At 67.1% G+C, this 15,801-nt stretch carries 16 protein-coding genes; 7 read left to right on the forward strand and 9 right to left on the reverse strand.

What is annotated here, in order from left to right; all coding sequences use genetic code 11:
* Positions 1–62: 62 nt before the first annotated feature.
* From FHS42_RS24535 to FHS42_RS24565, 7 genes are all read right to left on the reverse strand, one after another.
* On the reverse strand, positions 63–1,223 hold the full coding sequence (locus FHS42_RS24535; protein ID WP_184575519.1) for a Rieske 2Fe-2S domain-containing protein: 1,161 nt from the start codon (positions 1,221–1,223) through the stop codon (positions 63–65).
* Between the two features lie 218 nt (positions 1,224–1,441).
* Positions 1,442–2,569: a MerR family transcriptional regulator gene (locus tag FHS42_RS24540; protein ID WP_221476831.1), complete on the reverse strand. Its 1,128-nt coding sequence runs from the start codon at positions 2,567–2,569 to the stop codon at positions 1,442–1,444.
* Between the two features lie 87 nt (positions 2,570–2,656).
* On the reverse strand, positions 2,657–3,796 hold the full coding sequence (locus tag FHS42_RS24545; RefSeq protein ID WP_184575523.1) for a methyltransferase domain-containing protein: 1,140 nt from the start codon (positions 3,794–3,796) through the stop codon (positions 2,657–2,659).
* Between the two features lie 12 nt (positions 3,797–3,808).
* Positions 3,809–4,285, reverse strand: coding sequence for a DUF397 domain-containing protein (locus FHS42_RS24550; RefSeq protein WP_184575525.1), 477 nt, complete (start codon positions 4,283–4,285; stop codon positions 3,809–3,811).
* Positions 4,282–4,800, reverse strand: a complete 519-nt coding sequence (locus FHS42_RS24555) for a hypothetical protein (protein ID WP_184575527.1) — start codon at positions 4,798–4,800, stop codon at positions 4,282–4,284. Before FHS42_RS24555 ends, FHS42_RS24550 begins: the two co-directional genes overlap by 4 nt.
* Before the next feature lie 177 nt (positions 4,801–4,977).
* The gene (locus tag FHS42_RS24560) at positions 4,978–5,181 is read right to left on the reverse strand and encodes a DUF397 domain-containing protein (protein WP_184575530.1); all 204 of its coding nucleotides are present in this window, start codon (positions 5,179–5,181) and stop codon (positions 4,978–4,980) included.
* 2 nt (positions 5,182–5,183) lie between these two features.
* Positions 5,184–6,038, reverse strand: coding sequence for a helix-turn-helix domain-containing protein (locus tag FHS42_RS24565; protein ID WP_184575532.1), 855 nt, complete (start codon positions 6,036–6,038; stop codon positions 5,184–5,186).
* A 248-nt stretch (positions 6,039–6,286) separates the two neighbouring features.
* On the opposite strand from FHS42_RS24565, the gene FHS42_RS24570 reads away from it, so the two are divergent.
* Positions 6,287–6,868, forward strand: a complete 582-nt coding sequence (locus FHS42_RS24570) for an ATP-binding protein (protein WP_184575534.1) — start codon at positions 6,287–6,289, stop codon at positions 6,866–6,868.
* Here the strand turns inward: FHS42_RS24570 and FHS42_RS24575 are convergent.
* On the reverse strand, positions 6,834–7,079 hold the full coding sequence (locus tag FHS42_RS24575; RefSeq protein ID WP_184575536.1) for a hypothetical protein: 246 nt from the start codon (positions 7,077–7,079) through the stop codon (positions 6,834–6,836). The two genes, FHS42_RS24570 and FHS42_RS24575, sit on opposite strands and share 35 nt — an antisense overlap.
* 195 nt (positions 7,080–7,274) lie before the next feature.
* Here FHS42_RS24575 and FHS42_RS24580 point away from each other — a divergent pair, with 195 nt between their 5' ends.
* The 6 genes from FHS42_RS24580 to FHS42_RS24605 all read left to right on the forward strand — a co-directional run bounded on the left by FHS42_RS24580 (position 7,275) and on the right by FHS42_RS24605 (position 14,413).
* Complete coding sequence (locus FHS42_RS24580; protein ID WP_184575538.1) at positions 7,275–7,742, forward strand: hypothetical protein; 468 nt, start codon at positions 7,275–7,277, stop codon at positions 7,740–7,742.
* Between the two features lie 65 nt (positions 7,743–7,807).
* A complete protein-coding gene (locus FHS42_RS24585) occupies positions 7,808–8,308 on the forward strand; it encodes a hypothetical protein (RefSeq protein ID WP_184575540.1) in 501 nt (166 codons plus the stop codon).
* Between the two features lie 47 nt (positions 8,309–8,355).
* Positions 8,356–13,161: a putative T7SS-secreted protein gene (locus FHS42_RS24590; protein ID WP_184575542.1), complete on the forward strand. Its 4,806-nt coding sequence runs from the start codon at positions 8,356–8,358 to the stop codon at positions 13,159–13,161.
* A 102-nt stretch (positions 13,162–13,263) separates the two neighbouring features.
* On the forward strand, positions 13,264–13,584 hold the full coding sequence (locus FHS42_RS24595) for a hypothetical protein (protein WP_184575544.1): 321 nt from the start codon (positions 13,264–13,266) through the stop codon (positions 13,582–13,584).
* A 44-nt stretch (positions 13,585–13,628) separates the two neighbouring features.
* Positions 13,629–14,006: a pentapeptide repeat-containing protein gene (locus FHS42_RS24600; protein ID WP_184575545.1), complete on the forward strand. Its 378-nt coding sequence runs from the start codon at positions 13,629–13,631 to the stop codon at positions 14,004–14,006.
* A 47-nt stretch (positions 14,007–14,053) separates the two neighbouring features.
* Complete coding sequence (locus FHS42_RS24605) at positions 14,054–14,413, forward strand: hypothetical protein (protein WP_184575547.1); 360 nt, start codon at positions 14,054–14,056, stop codon at positions 14,411–14,413.
* Between the two features lie 220 nt (positions 14,414–14,633).
* Here the strand turns inward: FHS42_RS24605 and FHS42_RS24610 are convergent, their stop codons facing one another.
* Positions 14,634–15,635 (reverse strand): FkbM family methyltransferase, encoded by a 1,002-nt coding sequence (locus tag FHS42_RS24610; RefSeq protein ID WP_184575549.1) that lies wholly within the window; start codon positions 15,633–15,635, stop codon positions 14,634–14,636.
* Positions 15,636–15,801 lie beyond the last annotated feature (166 nt).

Below are 15,801 nucleotides of genomic sequence, written 5' to 3' on the forward strand. Positions count from 1 at the left end.
CCCTGGCTGTTCGGTTAGGGGTGCGGCGCCGTCCTTTGCGGGGCGGCGCCGCGCCTTTGCGGTTACGGGCGGGCGGCCCGTGTCCGTCGCGGCAGCACGGCCGCGGGCTCGGTCTCGGGCGTGGCCTCGGTCTCTGTCTTGGGCGCGGCCTCGGACACGGTCACGGACGCCGTCTCGGTCACGGACGCCGTCTCGTGAGGCGCGCTGTAGAACTGCCGGGCCCAGCGTCGGTAATTCGTGATCGGCCCGTCTCCCTTCGCGAGCCGGGGGCGCTCCACATAGGTCTTGTGCGACCAGATGGGGAAGTCCTTGCAGAAGTCGTACGAGCCCACCCAGGCCAGCGGCCGGGCGACCAGCGCGGCGAACGTCGTCGCGGCCCGACCCTGGCCGAGCCGGTCGAACCGCATGGAGCCGGACACGTAAATCTCCACGTGCGTGGGGTCAACGGGGGTGACGGTGAGCACCGAGCGGATGTGGCAGCCGATCTTCGGCACCGAGATGTCCGCGTAGGCGATGCCAAGGCCCTGCACGCGCACGGTCAGCTCCGGTGCAGCGGCGGACACCCACGCCGCCTGGTTGCCGGCAGGCCGAATCCGGAACCCGCTGTGCATGGCGGCCCCCTCGAACCAGGGCTCGATCAGCACCTCGCCGACCGTCCCGTGAATCGGTGTGAAGTGGCCGTAGTCGATGATGTTCTCGATGACGTCCTGCGGGTGTTCGCGCATCGAGTGCCACATGCCGTACGGGACCGGGTACCCCTCTTCCTCGGGCCACGGCTCGATCTCCCAGGTGGGCGGCTTCCCCTCGGCGTGCTGCCACACATAGAGCAGGTCGTCCACCTCCCGGCAGTGCAGCGCACCAAGGCGCGCCTTGGGCGGCGGGGTGTCGTAGCCGGTCTTGACGCAGGCGCCCTCCGGGTTGAATTGGAAGTGGTGGAAGGGGCAGACGATGTTCTCGCCGCGTACCGTCCCGCCGTGGCCGAGATGGGCCCCCAGATGCGGGCAGTACGGGCGTACGGCACGGAGCTTCCCGCTGGCGGTGCGGTACAGCACCACGTCCTCACCCATCAGCCGCCGGGTCACCACCGCGCCGGGCCGCAACTCCTGACTGGTCGCCAGAGCGAACCAGCCGTCCGGATACGGCAACCGAGGCGCCTGCTCCGTCTGCGTCGGCCCCAGCCTCTTCTGCCGCCGATCAGCGAGGCGCGTGCTCCAAACCTGCATGGTGTGGCCTTCCCGTAGACACCGGCGCCCTGGCCCCCGGCCGGTAGCGAACCTTTGTGCCTGCGAGCGTTCCGGAGCGCGGCGCGATGAAGCGGGCTTTCGCCGGAAAATCACTGGAAGTCGTGAAAGAGACGAGGCCAGATGTCACCGCTGCAACGCCTACTGATTGCGGAGTCCGGCGAGTCAGTTCCTTCTGCGGCGCTTTCGCGCCCGACGGTTCAGGCTATGAGTAAGCGGAGGCCGAGTTCTGCCGCATCGAGGGCGACGAGGTCGCGGTTGCGCTCGGCCCATCGGCCCGAGGACAGGTCGTCGCGGAGTCCGTTGACGGCCCGTTGTTCGGCCTGCGGTCCGACTCTGGTCCATACCGATACCGCGCGGCGCACATCTTCCTCCAGGTACGCCTCGGGCCGGCGCCAGTGTGCTTCGAAGAAGCCGTCAGCGCAGTCCCACGGGATGAGCACCGGCTCCGCGTGGCCCCCGATCGCGCGCGTCAGATCGGCCAGTGAAGGCCAGTCGGTGAGAAGGCCAGCGAATTCGGGCAGGTAGTCGCGCGTGAGCCAAAACCGCTGAAGCCACCCGGTCGTACTGGCGTCGTAGGTGAACACCACCACACGGCGGGCCACGCGCCGCATCTCGCGTAGGCCCGCGATCGGGTCCTGCCAGTGATGCACGGTGCTGAAGGCCATCGCGGCGTCAAAGGACTGATCCTCGAACGGCAGGCTCTCCGCGCTGGCGGCCACGCACGGCGCCGCGCCCACGGGACGCTGCGCCCGCATCACCGCCGATGGTTCCACCGCGGTCACGTCGCGATCCGGGGGCTCGTAGGAGCCGGTGCCGGCCCCGACGTTCAGTACCGTCCGTGCATCCCCGAGCGCAGCCCAGACCCTTGCGGCGATCCGCGGCTCGGTGCGCCGCGTCGCTGGGTAAGCGGACCCAATGGCGTCGTACAACTGCGCGCCAAGCACTCTTAGTCGCTCCTCTGACGTCGTCTCGATCCCCATTGCCCGTGCCTTCAATTCCGTGTCGATGGCCGTCACCATGGCGGCAGCGCGGTCGCGTTGTTCCAGCAGTAGGCCGCGCAGCCGGTGCAGGTGCGCGACCGCGTCGGTGGCCGGGTCGTCCACCAGATCCGCGATGTCGCGCAATGCGAAGCCCAGCCGCCGGTAGGCGAGCACCTCCCGCAGTCGCTCCACGTCGCTCGCCGAGTAGGCCCTGTAACCGGCCGCGGTGCGCGCGGACGGCTGCACGAGGCCGATCTCGTCGTAATGGTGCAGCGTGCGAACGCTCACGCCTGCCAGCTCGGCCACGCGCCCCACGGTCAGGTGTTCTTCCACACCACTGACCATGCGGCATGACGCGGCGTGAGGGTCAAGTGCTGCGCTCCAGGTACCGTCCGCGCCGGCAGCCCATTCGACCCGTCGCCCACCGGGCCCTCACTGGGGCAGTGGCGGGACCAGTGTTTCCCAGCGCGGGCGACAGCCCCTATCGCCGCTCCAGATGATCTGTTCCGTTGCGGTGACCGTCATGCCGAAGTTGTACAGGCCCGGGGCACCGCGCGCGGACCACTGCCTCCACGCGGCGCCCACCTCATCGGCCAGGCGCCGGGGCCCACCCTGGTAGCCGAGCACAGGGCCGGCGTCCGGCGTCACGAGCGTGGCCCACGAAGAGTGGCCATCGTGCAGCCACGCGGTGACACGCGCGTCGGCCTCCGTGGCGATCCGTACGTCCGGCAGCAGGACGCACAGGGCGAAGAGCAGGCTCGTGTGGGTGTGCAGGGCCCGTACATCGATCTCGACCGGCCCCTGCACCCGCAGCGGATGAGCGTCGCGAATGTCATCCCGGGTTCGTTCTGGCCCGGTGCCCCGACTGGGCATGAACGTGGCCAACCCCTGCATCCAGCCGCTGGCGGAAGCGCCGTCGTCCGCAACGGTGAGCGCGACGTGTCCCAGCCGCCCCCACGGCGTGACGATCCGCCCGCCAGGGCGGGTCTGCGCCACCCAGGCCCACGGAACGCGGTCCACCGCATAGGTCGCGATGGCCCGGTCGTACGGCGCGTCAGCGGGCCAGCCCAACGCGCCATCTCCGCAGTGGATATGGGCCTCGACACCCGCCGCCCGTACCTGTCGGCGGGCCCGATCCACCAGGTGGGCGTCCACCTCGACACTCGTCACCCTGCCGGGACCAACGCGCGCGGCGAGCAACGCCGCATTCCACCCGGCCCCCGTACCGAGCTCCAGCACCCGATGCCCCGGCTCGACCATCAGACAGTCGAGCATGTCGGCCACGACCGAGACACAGGAGAGGGACGAGGTCGGCAGGCCATCAGTGACCTGCGTAATGGTGGAGGCGTAGGGCCCGGCGTACACCAACCGCGCCCAGCGATCCGCGTCCGCAGACCGGTCCACTGGTACGTAGCCGTCGCCGTCCCAGTGCCACAACCGGTCCGGCGCGAACCGGTGCCGCGCCAAGGACCCCCACATGGCCCGCCGCACCCAGGGCGCATTGGCGGGCCAACCGCACCGGGCGTCCATCGCCTGCGTCAGGTCCCGCAACCGCTCGTCAAGTACGGTCATCGGCTACGTCCGTCACGTGCTACGTGCCACTGCGTGGCGCCTGGTCGGGGGGCTTGCCGCGAGGTGGTCCAACGTCCCTGTGGCGACGGTGCGGAGCAGCGCGGCGAGGCTGTCGCGGGTCGGGGCGAGGATGGTCGCGGGGTCGTCACTCTCGCGGAGGGCAATGCGGGGGCCTTGGGGGGAGAGTTCTACGCACTCCTGGCCACCATCGCCTCCGGAGAAGGACGACTTGTGCCAGGGGGTGCCGTGGGGTGCGGTGGGGGCGTTTTCCCGGTGGGCGTGCTCGACGGCGAGTGTGCTTCCGCCGATGGTGGCTAGTTCGATGCAGTCCTGGTTGTTGTCTGGCCCGGAAAAGGACGACTTCCGCCAGTGGTTGACGTGAGGCACCGTGACGATGCCGTTAGGGTCCGCGGCGAGTTCGATGCAAGCCTGGTTGTTATCCGGGCCCGAGAACGACGACTTACGCCAGCAGAGTTGTGCATCGGTCATGGGGGATTCCTTCCCTCGCGATGGTGGTGTGCTCGCACCGGCGAATGTACGCCGCAGCCACCTCCCGGGCGCGGGTCCGTGCACGCGAAATCCGTGCTGCAATTGGGAAGTTGGCCTGTTTTACGGTGCAGGAGCGGCAGGAACCATACGGGCCGTGCCGACCACTCGATCCGCAGTTCACCCGCGGTCACGGCGAACGTGACCGGCTCACCTCGGTCCAGCCAGTGCAGGGCCTCCCATTGCCCTGTATCGAGCCAGCCGTACGCCCGTTGGGCCTCCTTGGGGTCGAGGGTGCCGACAACGGTGCGTAAGGCGACCCGTATCCAGACGATGGCTTGCATGGTGCGAGTTGCGTCGAGGCACTGAGCGAGCGCGTACTGGCTGTTGTCGGTGGCGCGCCGAGTGACGCACTCACATCGGTAACCGAGCTCTAGCAGGTCTCTTTGCTGTGGGACGCCTGGCATGGTCAGCCCTCCGTGCGCTGATGCGGCTAGCCCCAAGAGGCGTGCGGACATGACGAATCGGTCCGCTTCTCAACGGGGATTCCGTGCGACTGGGTGGCCACCCAGGGCGACGGTAGCGTTACGGAGGGACACAAGGCAACTATGTCCCGTGGCAGAGTTGCTGGCGCCGAAATGACAAAGGCCCCCCGCCTGTCGAGGCGAGGGGCTCAGCCGCTGGTCAGCGGGCAGTTACCCTGCGAAGTTGTCCAACGCTCCAGCCTGAACGTGCCTGACGAGCGCGCCAAACTTGCTCCGACTCGTCGCCATGACTATCTCCGGGGCGTCACTCTCGCGAATGGCGAGGCGGTCGCCCAGCTTGGCGATCTCCACGCAATCGTGGCCTCCGGCACCGGAGAAAGAGGATTTCTGCCACTTCAGTTCCATGTTCGGCATTCTCACAATTCTCGTGCGATGTGGTGGATCAGTTGCCTTGACTCGTCCGCGTCGAGTGATGCGTTCGCCGCCTTGTCGAGCAGCGTACGGAACTTTTTTAGCTCGACGTTGATACCCAGGAAGTGCCCGCCGAGTGCGTTGTCGATCCGTACGGTGTCCAGTTGGGCGACCGGGCCTCCGGCGTACAGCACCGGCTGCGTTGCTTCGATGAAATCCTCGCACGTGAACGGGAGGACGCGAACCGTCGTATTGGGCCACTCGGATACGTCGAGCAGGTACGCCAACTGTGCCTTCGCCACCTCGCGTCCGCCGAAGCGCATCCGGAGGGCGGCCTCGTGGATGACCGCTTCGAGTGGTGGTGGGGCGTCCCGTTCCAGGACGGCGCGGCGGCGCATTCTGTGCTCCACGCGGACGTCCACCTCGGCCGGTGGCAGAGCGGGAACGTGCCCGCTGTAAATCGCGCGGGCGTAGCCCTCTGTCTGCAAGATGCCCGGCATGGTGACCGACTGCATCGTACGCAGCGACGTTGCATGGTGCTCAAGCTCGGCGACGTCCAGGGAGCCTGGCGCGAGGACGCCGCGGTACTCGTCCCACCAGAACTGCCCCCGGTGTTCGTGGGTGATGGCGCACAAGGCGTCGATCAGCGCGGCGTCATCGCACGAGTAATACGTGGCCAGGCGCCTGATGCGCTCCTCGGAGACGCCGATTCGTCCCGCTTCCATGTGGCTGATCTTGGCTTGGTCCGTGGACAGCAGGCCGGCGGCCTCGCGCGCTGTCTTGCCCGCCGCCTCGCGCAACTTCCGTAGCTCGGCACCCAATCGCGCCTGACGTGCGGTCGGGTTGTCCCTCGCTGGCATGGCACCTTCTCCGGTTCTGGTCGAAGTCTCCCGCGTAACCGTGCCACGACTGACCCCGTCATCACCACCGAATCGGGGGACTTGCCACGGGGCATGTATGCCAATACCGTCAGTGAGCGTCGCGCTACACACTGCCAAAGCGGCCCGAGCGCAGTCGCCCGTATGCCCGTTGGGGCATCGCGGGAGACGGGCGGGCCGTGGACGGCGTGGGCTGGCGCGGACACTACGGACCGCGTTGGGAGAACGGCATGAGCACCGTAGAAACCGTAGAACTCGCCACACCCCCCACTCACCAGTCGTTTCGGATCAGTACGCCGAACATCCCCATGGCGCCAAAGATCGCCCGGGAGCAGGTCGCCCTGTTACTGCGCCTGACCGACCACACCGAACTCGTAGACGTTGCAATGCTGTTGGTCAGCGAGATCGTCACGAACGTGCACCTCCACACGGCTACGCCGATCGTGGACCTTGACGTCACCGTGTGGTGCGAGCGCGTACAGGTGGCCGTATGGGACGACGCGCCGCGCCGCTGCCCGTACGTACCGCGCCCCGCCCCCGACACTCCCGTCCCCAACACCGCCACGCTCGACGCGGTCGCGCTCGAAGCGGCCGTACGGACCGACGAACGTCCAGGCGACCCCCTAGCGGGAGACGCGGAACACGGCCGGGGGCTCGCGCTGGTGGAAGAGTTGGCTTCGGCGTGGGGTATCACGTGGCCACACCAGCCGCGGCGACCGGCCAAGTGCGTATGGTTCGCGCTCGACGACCGCACCGGCGCGCTCGACGACTCGGCGCTCAGCGGTGGTACTTGTACAGGTCCTCGGACGTGAGGCCGTGCATGTTGTGCATGCTGATCGAGTTGTAGCTGGTGCGTACGCCGTGCAGTTGGCGCAACCGCTCCTGCTCGATCAGCAACCCTTCCGCCGCCTCGGTGCGCCGCTTACCTCGCTGCCGCAGCCTCCAGTACAACGCCACCACCGCGCCGACCATCCCGCCGACGAACAACATCACCGTGACCACGCGAACCCCCGGGAAGAGCATCTGACACACGCAGCAGACACACGCCCCTTTCACGGTAAGGGCTGGGGCTGTGATCGGCCCCCGCTCAACACCGCGGACTGTCGGCCGGATTGGCTGGACCGGCGTCGAACGTATTGACGCAGTGTCGTACGGTGCTTGCCGTATGCAGTCACAGGGGGCGGCGCGGCGGGCGGCGCCGTGGCAGGGGGCGACCACATGGGACTGGCCGACGAGTGCGCGGCAATGCGAGCGGGGGACGGCGACCCGGCCGCGTTGCTCGGGGAGTTCCGGCGCGCGGTGGTGCTGGTACCGGTGCTGCGCGGCGGATGGATGTCGTCCGCATACGGCGGCATCCGCTGGATCTACGCATTTACCGACGAGAGCGCGCTGGCCCGTTTCCTGCTGTCGCAGGAGGCACCCCCCAACGAGGATCAGGAGTACGGGGCAGTGCTCGGCGCGCGGCTGCTGGACGCGGTGATCCCGGGACTCGGCGACGGGCAGCCGTGCGGCGTCGCGCTGGATGTCGCGGACCCGGACCACTCGACGTTCTTTCCACCGGTGCGCGGCATCGTGCCGGACCACGTGGCGGTGGACCGTACGGCGGACGACACGCAGCGCCAGCAGGGCACCTACCACCCGCAGGACGTATCGCCCACCGCACGCACACCACCCGCAGACCTTTGAATAACGGCAGTACCAACGAGAACCACGAACGGGATCAGGGCCAGGAACGGGCAGGGGGAGGCTCCGTGAGCAGTGCCGGTGACGAGAACGTGTGTATGGCGGGCGACGAGAACCTGAAGCTCACCGAGGAATCACTCCAATCGATCACGCTCGGCATCCGGGCGGCACTCGACGAGTTGAAGGACATCGGCACGGCGACGGAGGCACTCAACGGTGCGGGCCTGTCGGATCTCTCCCTGAGCGGCATGGAGGCCGGACACGGCGGCCTCGCAGGGGACTTCGAGGCGTTTTGCGAGCTGTGGGACTGGGGTGTACGGGGCCTCATGCAGGACGCGGACCAACTCGCCCAGCGGGCCGGGCTGGCGGCAGGGATGACCTGGGAAGAGGACCGGTACGTCGAGGGCACATTCAAGGTTGCGGCGAACGCGGTGATCGGCAACCCGCATGCGACCGAGGAAGAGGTGGAGCAACAGAGCTGGGGCGAGGTGCTCGGAGCTCAGGGGAGGGGTTCGGGCGCCGACGAGCGGTGGCAGCAACTGGGGGCTGACCAACCAGACGGCTCGTAGCGACGGGACTTCGGATGACGGACTAGCGGGTTACGGGGGAGGGGCACATGGGGTTGGGCGACTTCATACCCGACGAGATCGAGGACGCTGTCGAGGAGGGCACCGAGGTCGTCGGCAAGGGTGTGGAAAACGTCGGCAACAAGGCCGCTGACGGGATGGACGCGGTCGGCATGGACGACATGGCCGACTACACCCGCCGAACCTCCAGGGAAGCGGCGGATGACCTAGGCGCCGACGTCGCCGAAATGCGGCTCGGGGAGACCAATAACCCGAAGAAGCTGATCTACGGCAGTACGGACAAGCTGGCGACCACCGTCTCCCACCTACGCGACTTTCAGGCGGCGTTCGAGCGCATTGGCAACGGTCTCAAGGGGCTTCAGTCGTCGGGTTGGCAGGGCGAGGCAGCCGGAGCCTTCCGGCTGAAGATGACTCCGGAGCCGAAGAAGTGGTTCACCGCTGCCGACGCGTTCGAGATGGCCGCGGAGGCCATGGACCGCTTCAGCGACACGGTCGCCTGGGCGCAGGGGCAGGCGCGCGAAGCGCTGGTCGCGTACCGGCAGGCGGAGCAGGACAGCAAGGACGCGGTGGTCGCGTACAACGCGAAGGTGCGGGCGTACAACTCCGACATCCTCGCGTTCGGCCTCTCGGGTGTGGGCGCTGACGGCTCGGACACGGTGCCGCAGCCGCCCGGCGACTTCACCGACCCGGGCCACGCGGGCCGGGAGGCGGCCCAGGAGCAGCTTTCGGAGGCGCGCAAGCAGCGCGACCGCGCGGCGGAGATGGCCCGTACGGCGGTGCGTACGGCACATGCCGCAGCGCCCGAAAAGCCCGGGTACGGGGACCAGGTCCGCAGTGGCATGAACGGGGTGAACCTGGCCGTGAATCACACGGTCAGCGGCGTCATCAGGGGCGGCTCCAACGTCATTGCCTTCGGCCGCAGCCTGAACCCCATGGACCCGTACAACCAAGCGCACCCCGACGAGTTCGCCACCGGCCTCAACAACACCGCCAAAGGCCTCCTGGAGACCGCCAAGGACCCCTTGGGTGCGGCCGACCGCGCGATGCAAAGCTTCAAGAAGGACCCATACGAAGGCGTCGGCAGGCTCTTCGCGGAAGTGGCGGGCCCCAAGGGCGCGGGCCTTGCGAAGACGGGCACGAGCGGTGCCAGACGGGGCGCGGGCGCCGCCCGGCACGGGAGGCACAGGTCACCGGCCCGGCGCGACATGGACCGGGACGGCCCGGGCGGCCACCGGCAGGACGACAACCAGCGCACCACCGGCAACACCGACCCCGTCGATCTGGCCACGGGCAAAATGTTTCTGCCGCAGACCGATGTGAGCCTGCCGGGTGCGCTCCCGCTGGTGTTCACGCGGCGAGTCGAGTCCGGGTACACGGCGGGCAGGTGGTTCGGCCCGTCCTGGTCGAGTACGGCCGACCAACGGCTGGAGATCGATGCGGAGGGCGTCGTTCTGGTCAGCGAAGACGGCCTGCTCCTCGCATACCCGCATCCGGCCCCCGGCGTTCCGACCCTGCCGCAGGCCGGCCCGCGCTGGCCGTTGGAGCGCACGCCCGAGGGCGACTACACCGTCATGGACCCCGAACGCGGCCACCTGCGCCACTACACGGGCCCGGCGTCCGGCGACGCCGATGGAACGGCCCTGCTGGACCGCATCACCGACCGCAACGGAAACACCCTCACCTTCGCGTACGACACCGATGGCGTCCCGACCGACATCGCACACAGCGCGGGCTACCACCTGCGAATCACCACCGAGAACGACCGGATCACCGCCCTGCATCTGGTGGGAGGGGCGGAGGACGGGGGCGACGCGTTACTCCTGCGCTACGGATACACCCAAGGCGACCTCACCGAGGTCACCAACTCATCCGGTTTGCCCCTGCGGTTCGACTACGACGACGAGCACCGGGTCATCGCCTGGACCGACACCAACGACCGTCGCTACGACTACGTTTACGACAACCAGCACCGCTGCATCGCCGAAGGTGGCGAGGCGGGGCACATCGCCATCCGTATCGACTACGACGGCCGTGACGAGGCGACCGGCCATCGCGTCACGACCGTCACCACACGGTCCGGCCACCGCACCCGCTACCTGGTCAACGACGCACTACAGGTCGTGGCCGAAACTGACCCGCTGGGCCACACCGTCCGCCACGAACTGGACCGCCACGACCGTCCGCTCAGCCATACGGACGCCCTCGACCGGACGACCCGCTTCCGCTACGACACGGCGGGTCACCTCGCTGCCGTGGTCCGCCTCGACGGCCGTACGGTGACCATCGACCACAACGAGCTCGGTTTACCGGTGGCGATCACCGGCGCGGACGGCACCACCTGGACGTACGCCTACGACGCCCGCGGCAACCGCACGGCCGCCACCGACCCGGCCGGCCACACCACCCACTTCACGTACGACGAACTCGGCCACCTCACCTCGGTGACCGACGCGCTCGGCGCCACCACCCGGGTGCGGTGCGACGCGGCGGGCCTCCCGATAGAGATCACCGACCCGTTAGGCGCGACCACCCGCTACACCCGAGACCGCTTCGGCAGGCCCGTCACCATCACCGACCCACTGGGTGCTCCGACCCACCTGACCTGGACCGTCGAGGGGCACCTCACTCATCGCGTGGACCCCAACGGGGCGGCGGAGAACTGGACGTACGACGGCGAGGGCAACCGCGTCAGCCACACGGACGCCGGCGGCGGCAACACGACGTACGAATACACCCACTTCGACCTGCTGGCCGCCACAACCGGCCCGGACGGCGTACGCCACACCTTCGAGCACGACGACCACCTCCGCCTCACCCAGGTCACCAACCCCCAGGGACTGACCTGGTCTTACGTCTACGACCCGGCAGGCCGACTGACCTCGGAAACCGACTTCGACGGCCGCAACACCCGCTACGAGCACGACCCGACCGGCGCCCTCACCGCCCGCATCAACCCGCTCGGCCAGACGATCCGCTTGGAACGCGACGCCCTGGGCCGCGTCGTACGCAAGGACGCGGGTGAGGGCCGAGTCACGACGTACGAACACGACGCGGCCGGCCGTCTCCTCGCGGCCATCGGCCCCGACGCGCAGGTGCGCTACCAACGGGACCGGCTGGGCCGCGTCAAGACGGAGATGGCCGGCGACCACGTCCTGTCGCACACCTACGACGCCCTCGGCCGCCGCACCCGCCGCATCACCCCGAGCGGCGCGCGCTCGACCTTCGCGTACGACGCGGCGGGCAACCGCACTCAGCTCACGGCGTCGGGCCGGGCAATGGACTTCGCGTACGACCCGGCAGGTCGCGAACTAGCCCGCCACACCGGCGCACTCACCCTCTCCCACCTCTGGGACCCAGCAGGCCGCCTTACGGACCAGCTCCTGACGCCGACGCCGGGCGGGATACCTGGCACCGCAACCGCAGAGGCGGGGCCCGGCCCGACCGGGGGAACGACGCGCCACCGCCGCTACACCTATCGCCCAGACGGCCACCTCACCTCCGTCACCGACTCGACCACGGGCACCCAGCACTTCGACCTCACCGCGACGGGCCGGGTGACGGCTGTACGGGCGGCCGACTGGTCGGAGACCTACGCGTACGACGCGGCCGGCAACCAGACCCGCGCCCAGTGGCCCGACGACCACGCGACCCCCGAGGCGCGCGGCGACCGCGCGTACACCGGTACGCGCATCACCCGCGCGGGCCGCATCCGCTACGAACACGACGCGGCCGGCCGCCTCATCCTGCGCCAACACACCCGCCTCTCCCGCAAACCGGACACCTGGCGTTACGAGTGGGACGCCGAGGACCGCCTCACCGCAGTCACCACCCCGGACGGCACCCGCTGGCGCTACACCTACGACCCCTTGGGCCGCCGCATCGCCAAGGAACGCCTGGCTCCGGATGGCGAGACGGCCGTGGAACGGGTGAACTTCACCTACGACGGCGGCACCCTCATCGAACAGACCACCACCGCCCCGGACCTACCGAACCCCGTGACCCTCACCTGGGACCACGACGGCCTGACCCCGATATCCCAAACCGAGCGCATCACCGACGCCACAACTCAACACGAAATAGACGCCCGCTTCTTCGCCATCGTCACCGACCTGGTCGGCGCCCCCACGGAACTGATAGCCGAGTCAGGCGAAACCGCCTGGCAATCCCGCACCACCCTCTGGGGCACCACCACCTGGCCCCGCACCAGCCCCGCCTACACCCCCCTCCGCTTCCCCGGCCAATACTTCGACCCGGAAACGGCCCTCCACTACAACATCTACCGCTACTACGACCCGGGGGCGGGCCGGTATCTGTCACCGGACCCCTTGGGGTTGGAGGCGGCGCCTAATCCGGTTGCTTATGTGGACAATCCGGTTACTTGGTGCGATCCGTTGGGGTTGGGGCCAGACGGATGTCCGAAGGGAGAAATTGGAAACCCGTTCAAAGGTCGGAATGCCGCAGAGCGAGCAGCTTTTGATTCTGCCGGAGTGCCGTATGGAACAAAGCCCGATGCCGAGTGGACTGTGATGGGTGACAAACATCTTAAGCACATGCCGGGGCATGTTTACTCACCTGAGCCAACACACTGGGGTAACTTCCGCCAGTACGAGACTGAGCATGGCTCTCGGGTCATAGTGGAGCATACGGACGATCCTGCTGGTCTACATTTCCACGCTGGAGGACCCAAAGGTCTCACCGCAGAGGAACGTCAACGGAATCTAGTGAACTTCGGTTGGGACAGTTCCCGGGAAGGGTACGCGACTATGGAGCGTTATAGGGCGATCCCTAAACCGGGCGGCGATCACCACTTCTTCTACGAGACTGCAAAGGGATAAATTATGTCGAGCGTGGGAATGCGGTTACGTTCTGGCGGCCTTGAGGTGCTGGGGCCTGCCATTGGGGCCACGCCCCCGTCGGTTCACGAAGCCTTTTCGGCCATGGTGAACATCGAAACAGTGCCTATTGCGAGGGTACTTCGGAGGGCCGAGCGTGCGTATGACGAAGTGAACAAGTTGTGGCTGGCCCGGTCGCGGGAGTGTGGCATCTTCGCCACCGATGGATCGTTCCTCGCGGCAGGCAGCATGAAACTCGGATGGTTTCGAGTGTGCCTTACTCCCCAAACGGATCTTTCGCTGATGGCGGATGAGCAGGGGGACATTGAGTTTTTGGCACGTGCCTCTGACGGCCGAGAGGTCTGCGGCGTAACGACCGAGGGTTCGGAATTCTGGATCGTTGTCATCAGCATGACCCGGCGTTGACGGGGTTGCAACGTGCTGGATAAGAGCGTCCACCACGAGCTGATATGGCGCATGCGGCAAAACAAGTAGACGGCAACCCGTCAGACTGCGAACTGAGCGAGGCTATGCTTGCCGATGCTTCATTGGTCAATGCCCTCTTTGAGCGAGCCTCTGCTGAGTGGGCGGTTTTTGATAGGGCCTGCCTGCGCAACGCTTGCATGAATGGAGCTCTGATGGGGCGTGCAAGTTTCGTGGACGCTGATCTGCGCGGTGCTTCAATGTGGAAGGTGAACCTCGCTGGCGCTAATCTGAGAAACCCGGACTTGACCGAAGCAGATATCGAAGAGGCTAACCTCGTCGACGCGAAGATCGAAGGAGCGATGTGGGACGGTGCGCGCTTCACTAATGTACGCCGTGGCGAGTTCGCGCAGCCGCCCGAATAGGAGGTTCGCGAAACGCGGTGGAGTGTGGCTACCAGAAAGGTGCCGAAGTGCAGGAAGTAGCGAGCTGGGAACGTCCGTTTCAGGTGTGGCAGTATTCGGTCAGTCACGCGACGCTGCTCTTGCGGAGCGTAGATCCTCAATACGACACTCGTATCGATGTCCGGTTTCCCGCAGTTTCTCTGATGCACCTGCAACCGGATTACGACAGTTTGACTATTCACAAGATTACCGAAGAAGAAGGCATAGCCTTGCTGGGTGAGTCTGCCGTGGGCCGTGCCACGCATGGAACTCTGTACCTGTTGAATCAGGGTCTTGGCTACGTCCGCTCCGCGCCTTGCCGCTGGCACGAGGACCGAGGTGACCACAAGACGCCGTCTGCGTTCGGGCCTCTGCGTGGTACGGACTAAGCAGGATGGTCCGGCTGCTCCAGGGACACTAAGGAGGTTACGGAAAATGCACCTCGCAGAGGTTCGCCGCACACGTGCGCCGGTCCGCACGGTGAATCGCCTCGTGCGGCATGCGTGGAGCCGTCTTGCTTCACGTAACAGAATCGCAGCCGCCAGACGCTACCCGAACGACCTCGCACCGCAACCACCATCCTGACGTAGCAGCTACCCACCCGGCCAGTCAGGCCAGCGTATCCGCATCGATACGGGAGAGAACGATGTCAGTCTGAGTCTCAATTGCATCGGTGATACGGGTGGGCTTAGCCGGCCTCCGTATCAACTCGGGGAAGAATTCAGGGACATAGGGGTTCACGAGCTTATAAGGGTGCAGCCCGTACTCAGTGAACGGGGCCAGTAGTCGGTCCGCCGAGTTCCCCGTTGCGGCCAAACGTTCAGGGCTGATCTCCACCACGATCTCGCACTCGGGGCGGAGTTGGTCGAGCATGGGCGCAAGGCTTGCGAGCACCACGCCTTCAGCCCCTTCGACGTCGATTTTGATGATCCGGGCACGCCGCAGTTCGGTGGCTGTGACGACCTGCGCCAAGGGCAGGCCCGGCACCACGAACTTGGCTTCATGCCGGTTCGGCTGGACCATAGTCGTGGCCCCCAGATTGCCGGTGTGGGGTACGTACAGCGTGACTTCGCCGGGTTCACTTGTCACCGCCGCTCGCACCACTCGGATGTTCTCTACGTGGTTGAGAGCAAGGTTGGCGAGCAGTTCTTTATGGATGTCGGGCATGGGTTCGATGGCCACCACGGCCCCCTGCCGTCCGACAAACCGAGAGGCGAGCAGCGCGTAGTAGCCGACGTTCGAGCCGACGTCGATGAAGCCGTCCCCGGGTCGTAGGCGCGAGGCAATGAACGCACTGACGCACGGTTCCCAGCTCCCGGTGCTGTAGATCGACCTCGTGATGAAGTCTTTCGTCGTGCTTACCCTCATGTGGACGCCGTGCCGTGTCCGCACTATCCGCGAACGCCGTGGATTCTGCTGTAGACCGACCTCCAGCCACTCCCGCAGCAACGCGCGCTTCGGCCGCATGCCCGGGCCGTATCGCACGTACCAGCGCGCAGCGATCAGCGCGGCAGTCCACGGCGGCGGCAGCAGGCGTGTCTCGGATGGGGGAGTACGCGTCGGCGCGGCAGCCATGCCAGCGGCCTCGCGGCCCTCATCTTCCTGTGACAACGGAATCCGTCCCTATGGCGTTTAGTTCAACTGGCGGGAGTCATGTGGCGTGCCTGAGATACGCCACATGACTGCCAGAGCCCCTGGAGGCGTCTCCGGTAACGCGAAAGGGCCGTCGCTCACCCCGGAGGGGAGCGACGGCCCTGCGTGCGTCAGAGCGCCGCTC

The organism is Streptomyces zagrosensis, from assembly GCF_014203645.1.
In the GTDB taxonomy this organism is placed as follows: domain Bacteria; phylum Actinomycetota; class Actinomycetes; order Streptomycetales; family Streptomycetaceae; genus Streptomyces; species Streptomyces zagrosensis.

What these genes read in the sequence shown, in the direction of transcription:
- FHS42_RS24580 (WP_184575538.1), top strand. Translation starts at nt 7,275, where the DNA reads ATGGGACTGGCCGACGAGTGCGCGGCAATGCGAGCGGGGGACGGCGAC.
- FHS42_RS24575 (WP_184575536.1), bottom strand. Translation starts at nt 7,079, where the DNA reads ATGCTCTTCCCGGGGGTTCGCGTGGTCACGGTGATGTTGTTCGTCGGC.
- FHS42_RS24560 (WP_184575530.1), bottom strand. Translation starts at nt 5,181, where the DNA reads ATGCCGAACATGGAACTGAAGTGGCAGAAATCCTCTTTCTCCGGTGCC.
- FHS42_RS24540 (WP_221476831.1), bottom strand. Translation starts at nt 2,569, where the DNA reads ATGGTCAGTGGTGTGGAAGAACACCTGACCGTGGGGCGCGTGGCCGAG.
- FHS42_RS24600 (WP_184575545.1), top strand. Translation starts at nt 13,629, where the DNA reads ATGGCGCATGCGGCAAAACAAGTAGACGGCAACCCGTCAGACTGCGAA.
- FHS42_RS24595 (WP_184575544.1), top strand. Translation starts at nt 13,264, where the DNA reads ATGGTGAACATCGAAACAGTGCCTATTGCGAGGGTACTTCGGAGGGCC.
- FHS42_RS24550 (WP_184575525.1), bottom strand. Translation starts at nt 4,285, where the DNA reads ATGACCGATGCACAACTCTGCTGGCGTAAGTCGTCGTTCTCGGGCCCG.
- FHS42_RS24535 (WP_184575519.1), bottom strand. Translation starts at nt 1,223, where the DNA reads ATGCAGGTTTGGAGCACGCGCCTCGCTGATCGGCGGCAGAAGAGGCTG.
- FHS42_RS24545 (WP_184575523.1), bottom strand. Translation starts at nt 3,796, where the DNA reads ATGACCGTACTTGACGAGCGGTTGCGGGACCTGACGCAGGCGATGGAC.
- FHS42_RS24590 (WP_184575542.1), top strand. Translation starts at nt 8,356, where the DNA reads ATGGGGTTGGGCGACTTCATACCCGACGAGATCGAGGACGCTGTCGAG.
- FHS42_RS24570 (WP_184575534.1), top strand. Translation starts at nt 6,287, where the DNA reads ATGAGCACCGTAGAAACCGTAGAACTCGCCACACCCCCCACTCACCAG.
- FHS42_RS24555 (WP_184575527.1), bottom strand. Translation starts at nt 4,800, where the DNA reads ATGTCCGCACGCCTCTTGGGGCTAGCCGCATCAGCGCACGGAGGGCTG.
- FHS42_RS24565 (WP_184575532.1), bottom strand. Translation starts at nt 6,038, where the DNA reads ATGCCAGCGAGGGACAACCCGACCGCACGTCAGGCGCGATTGGGTGCC.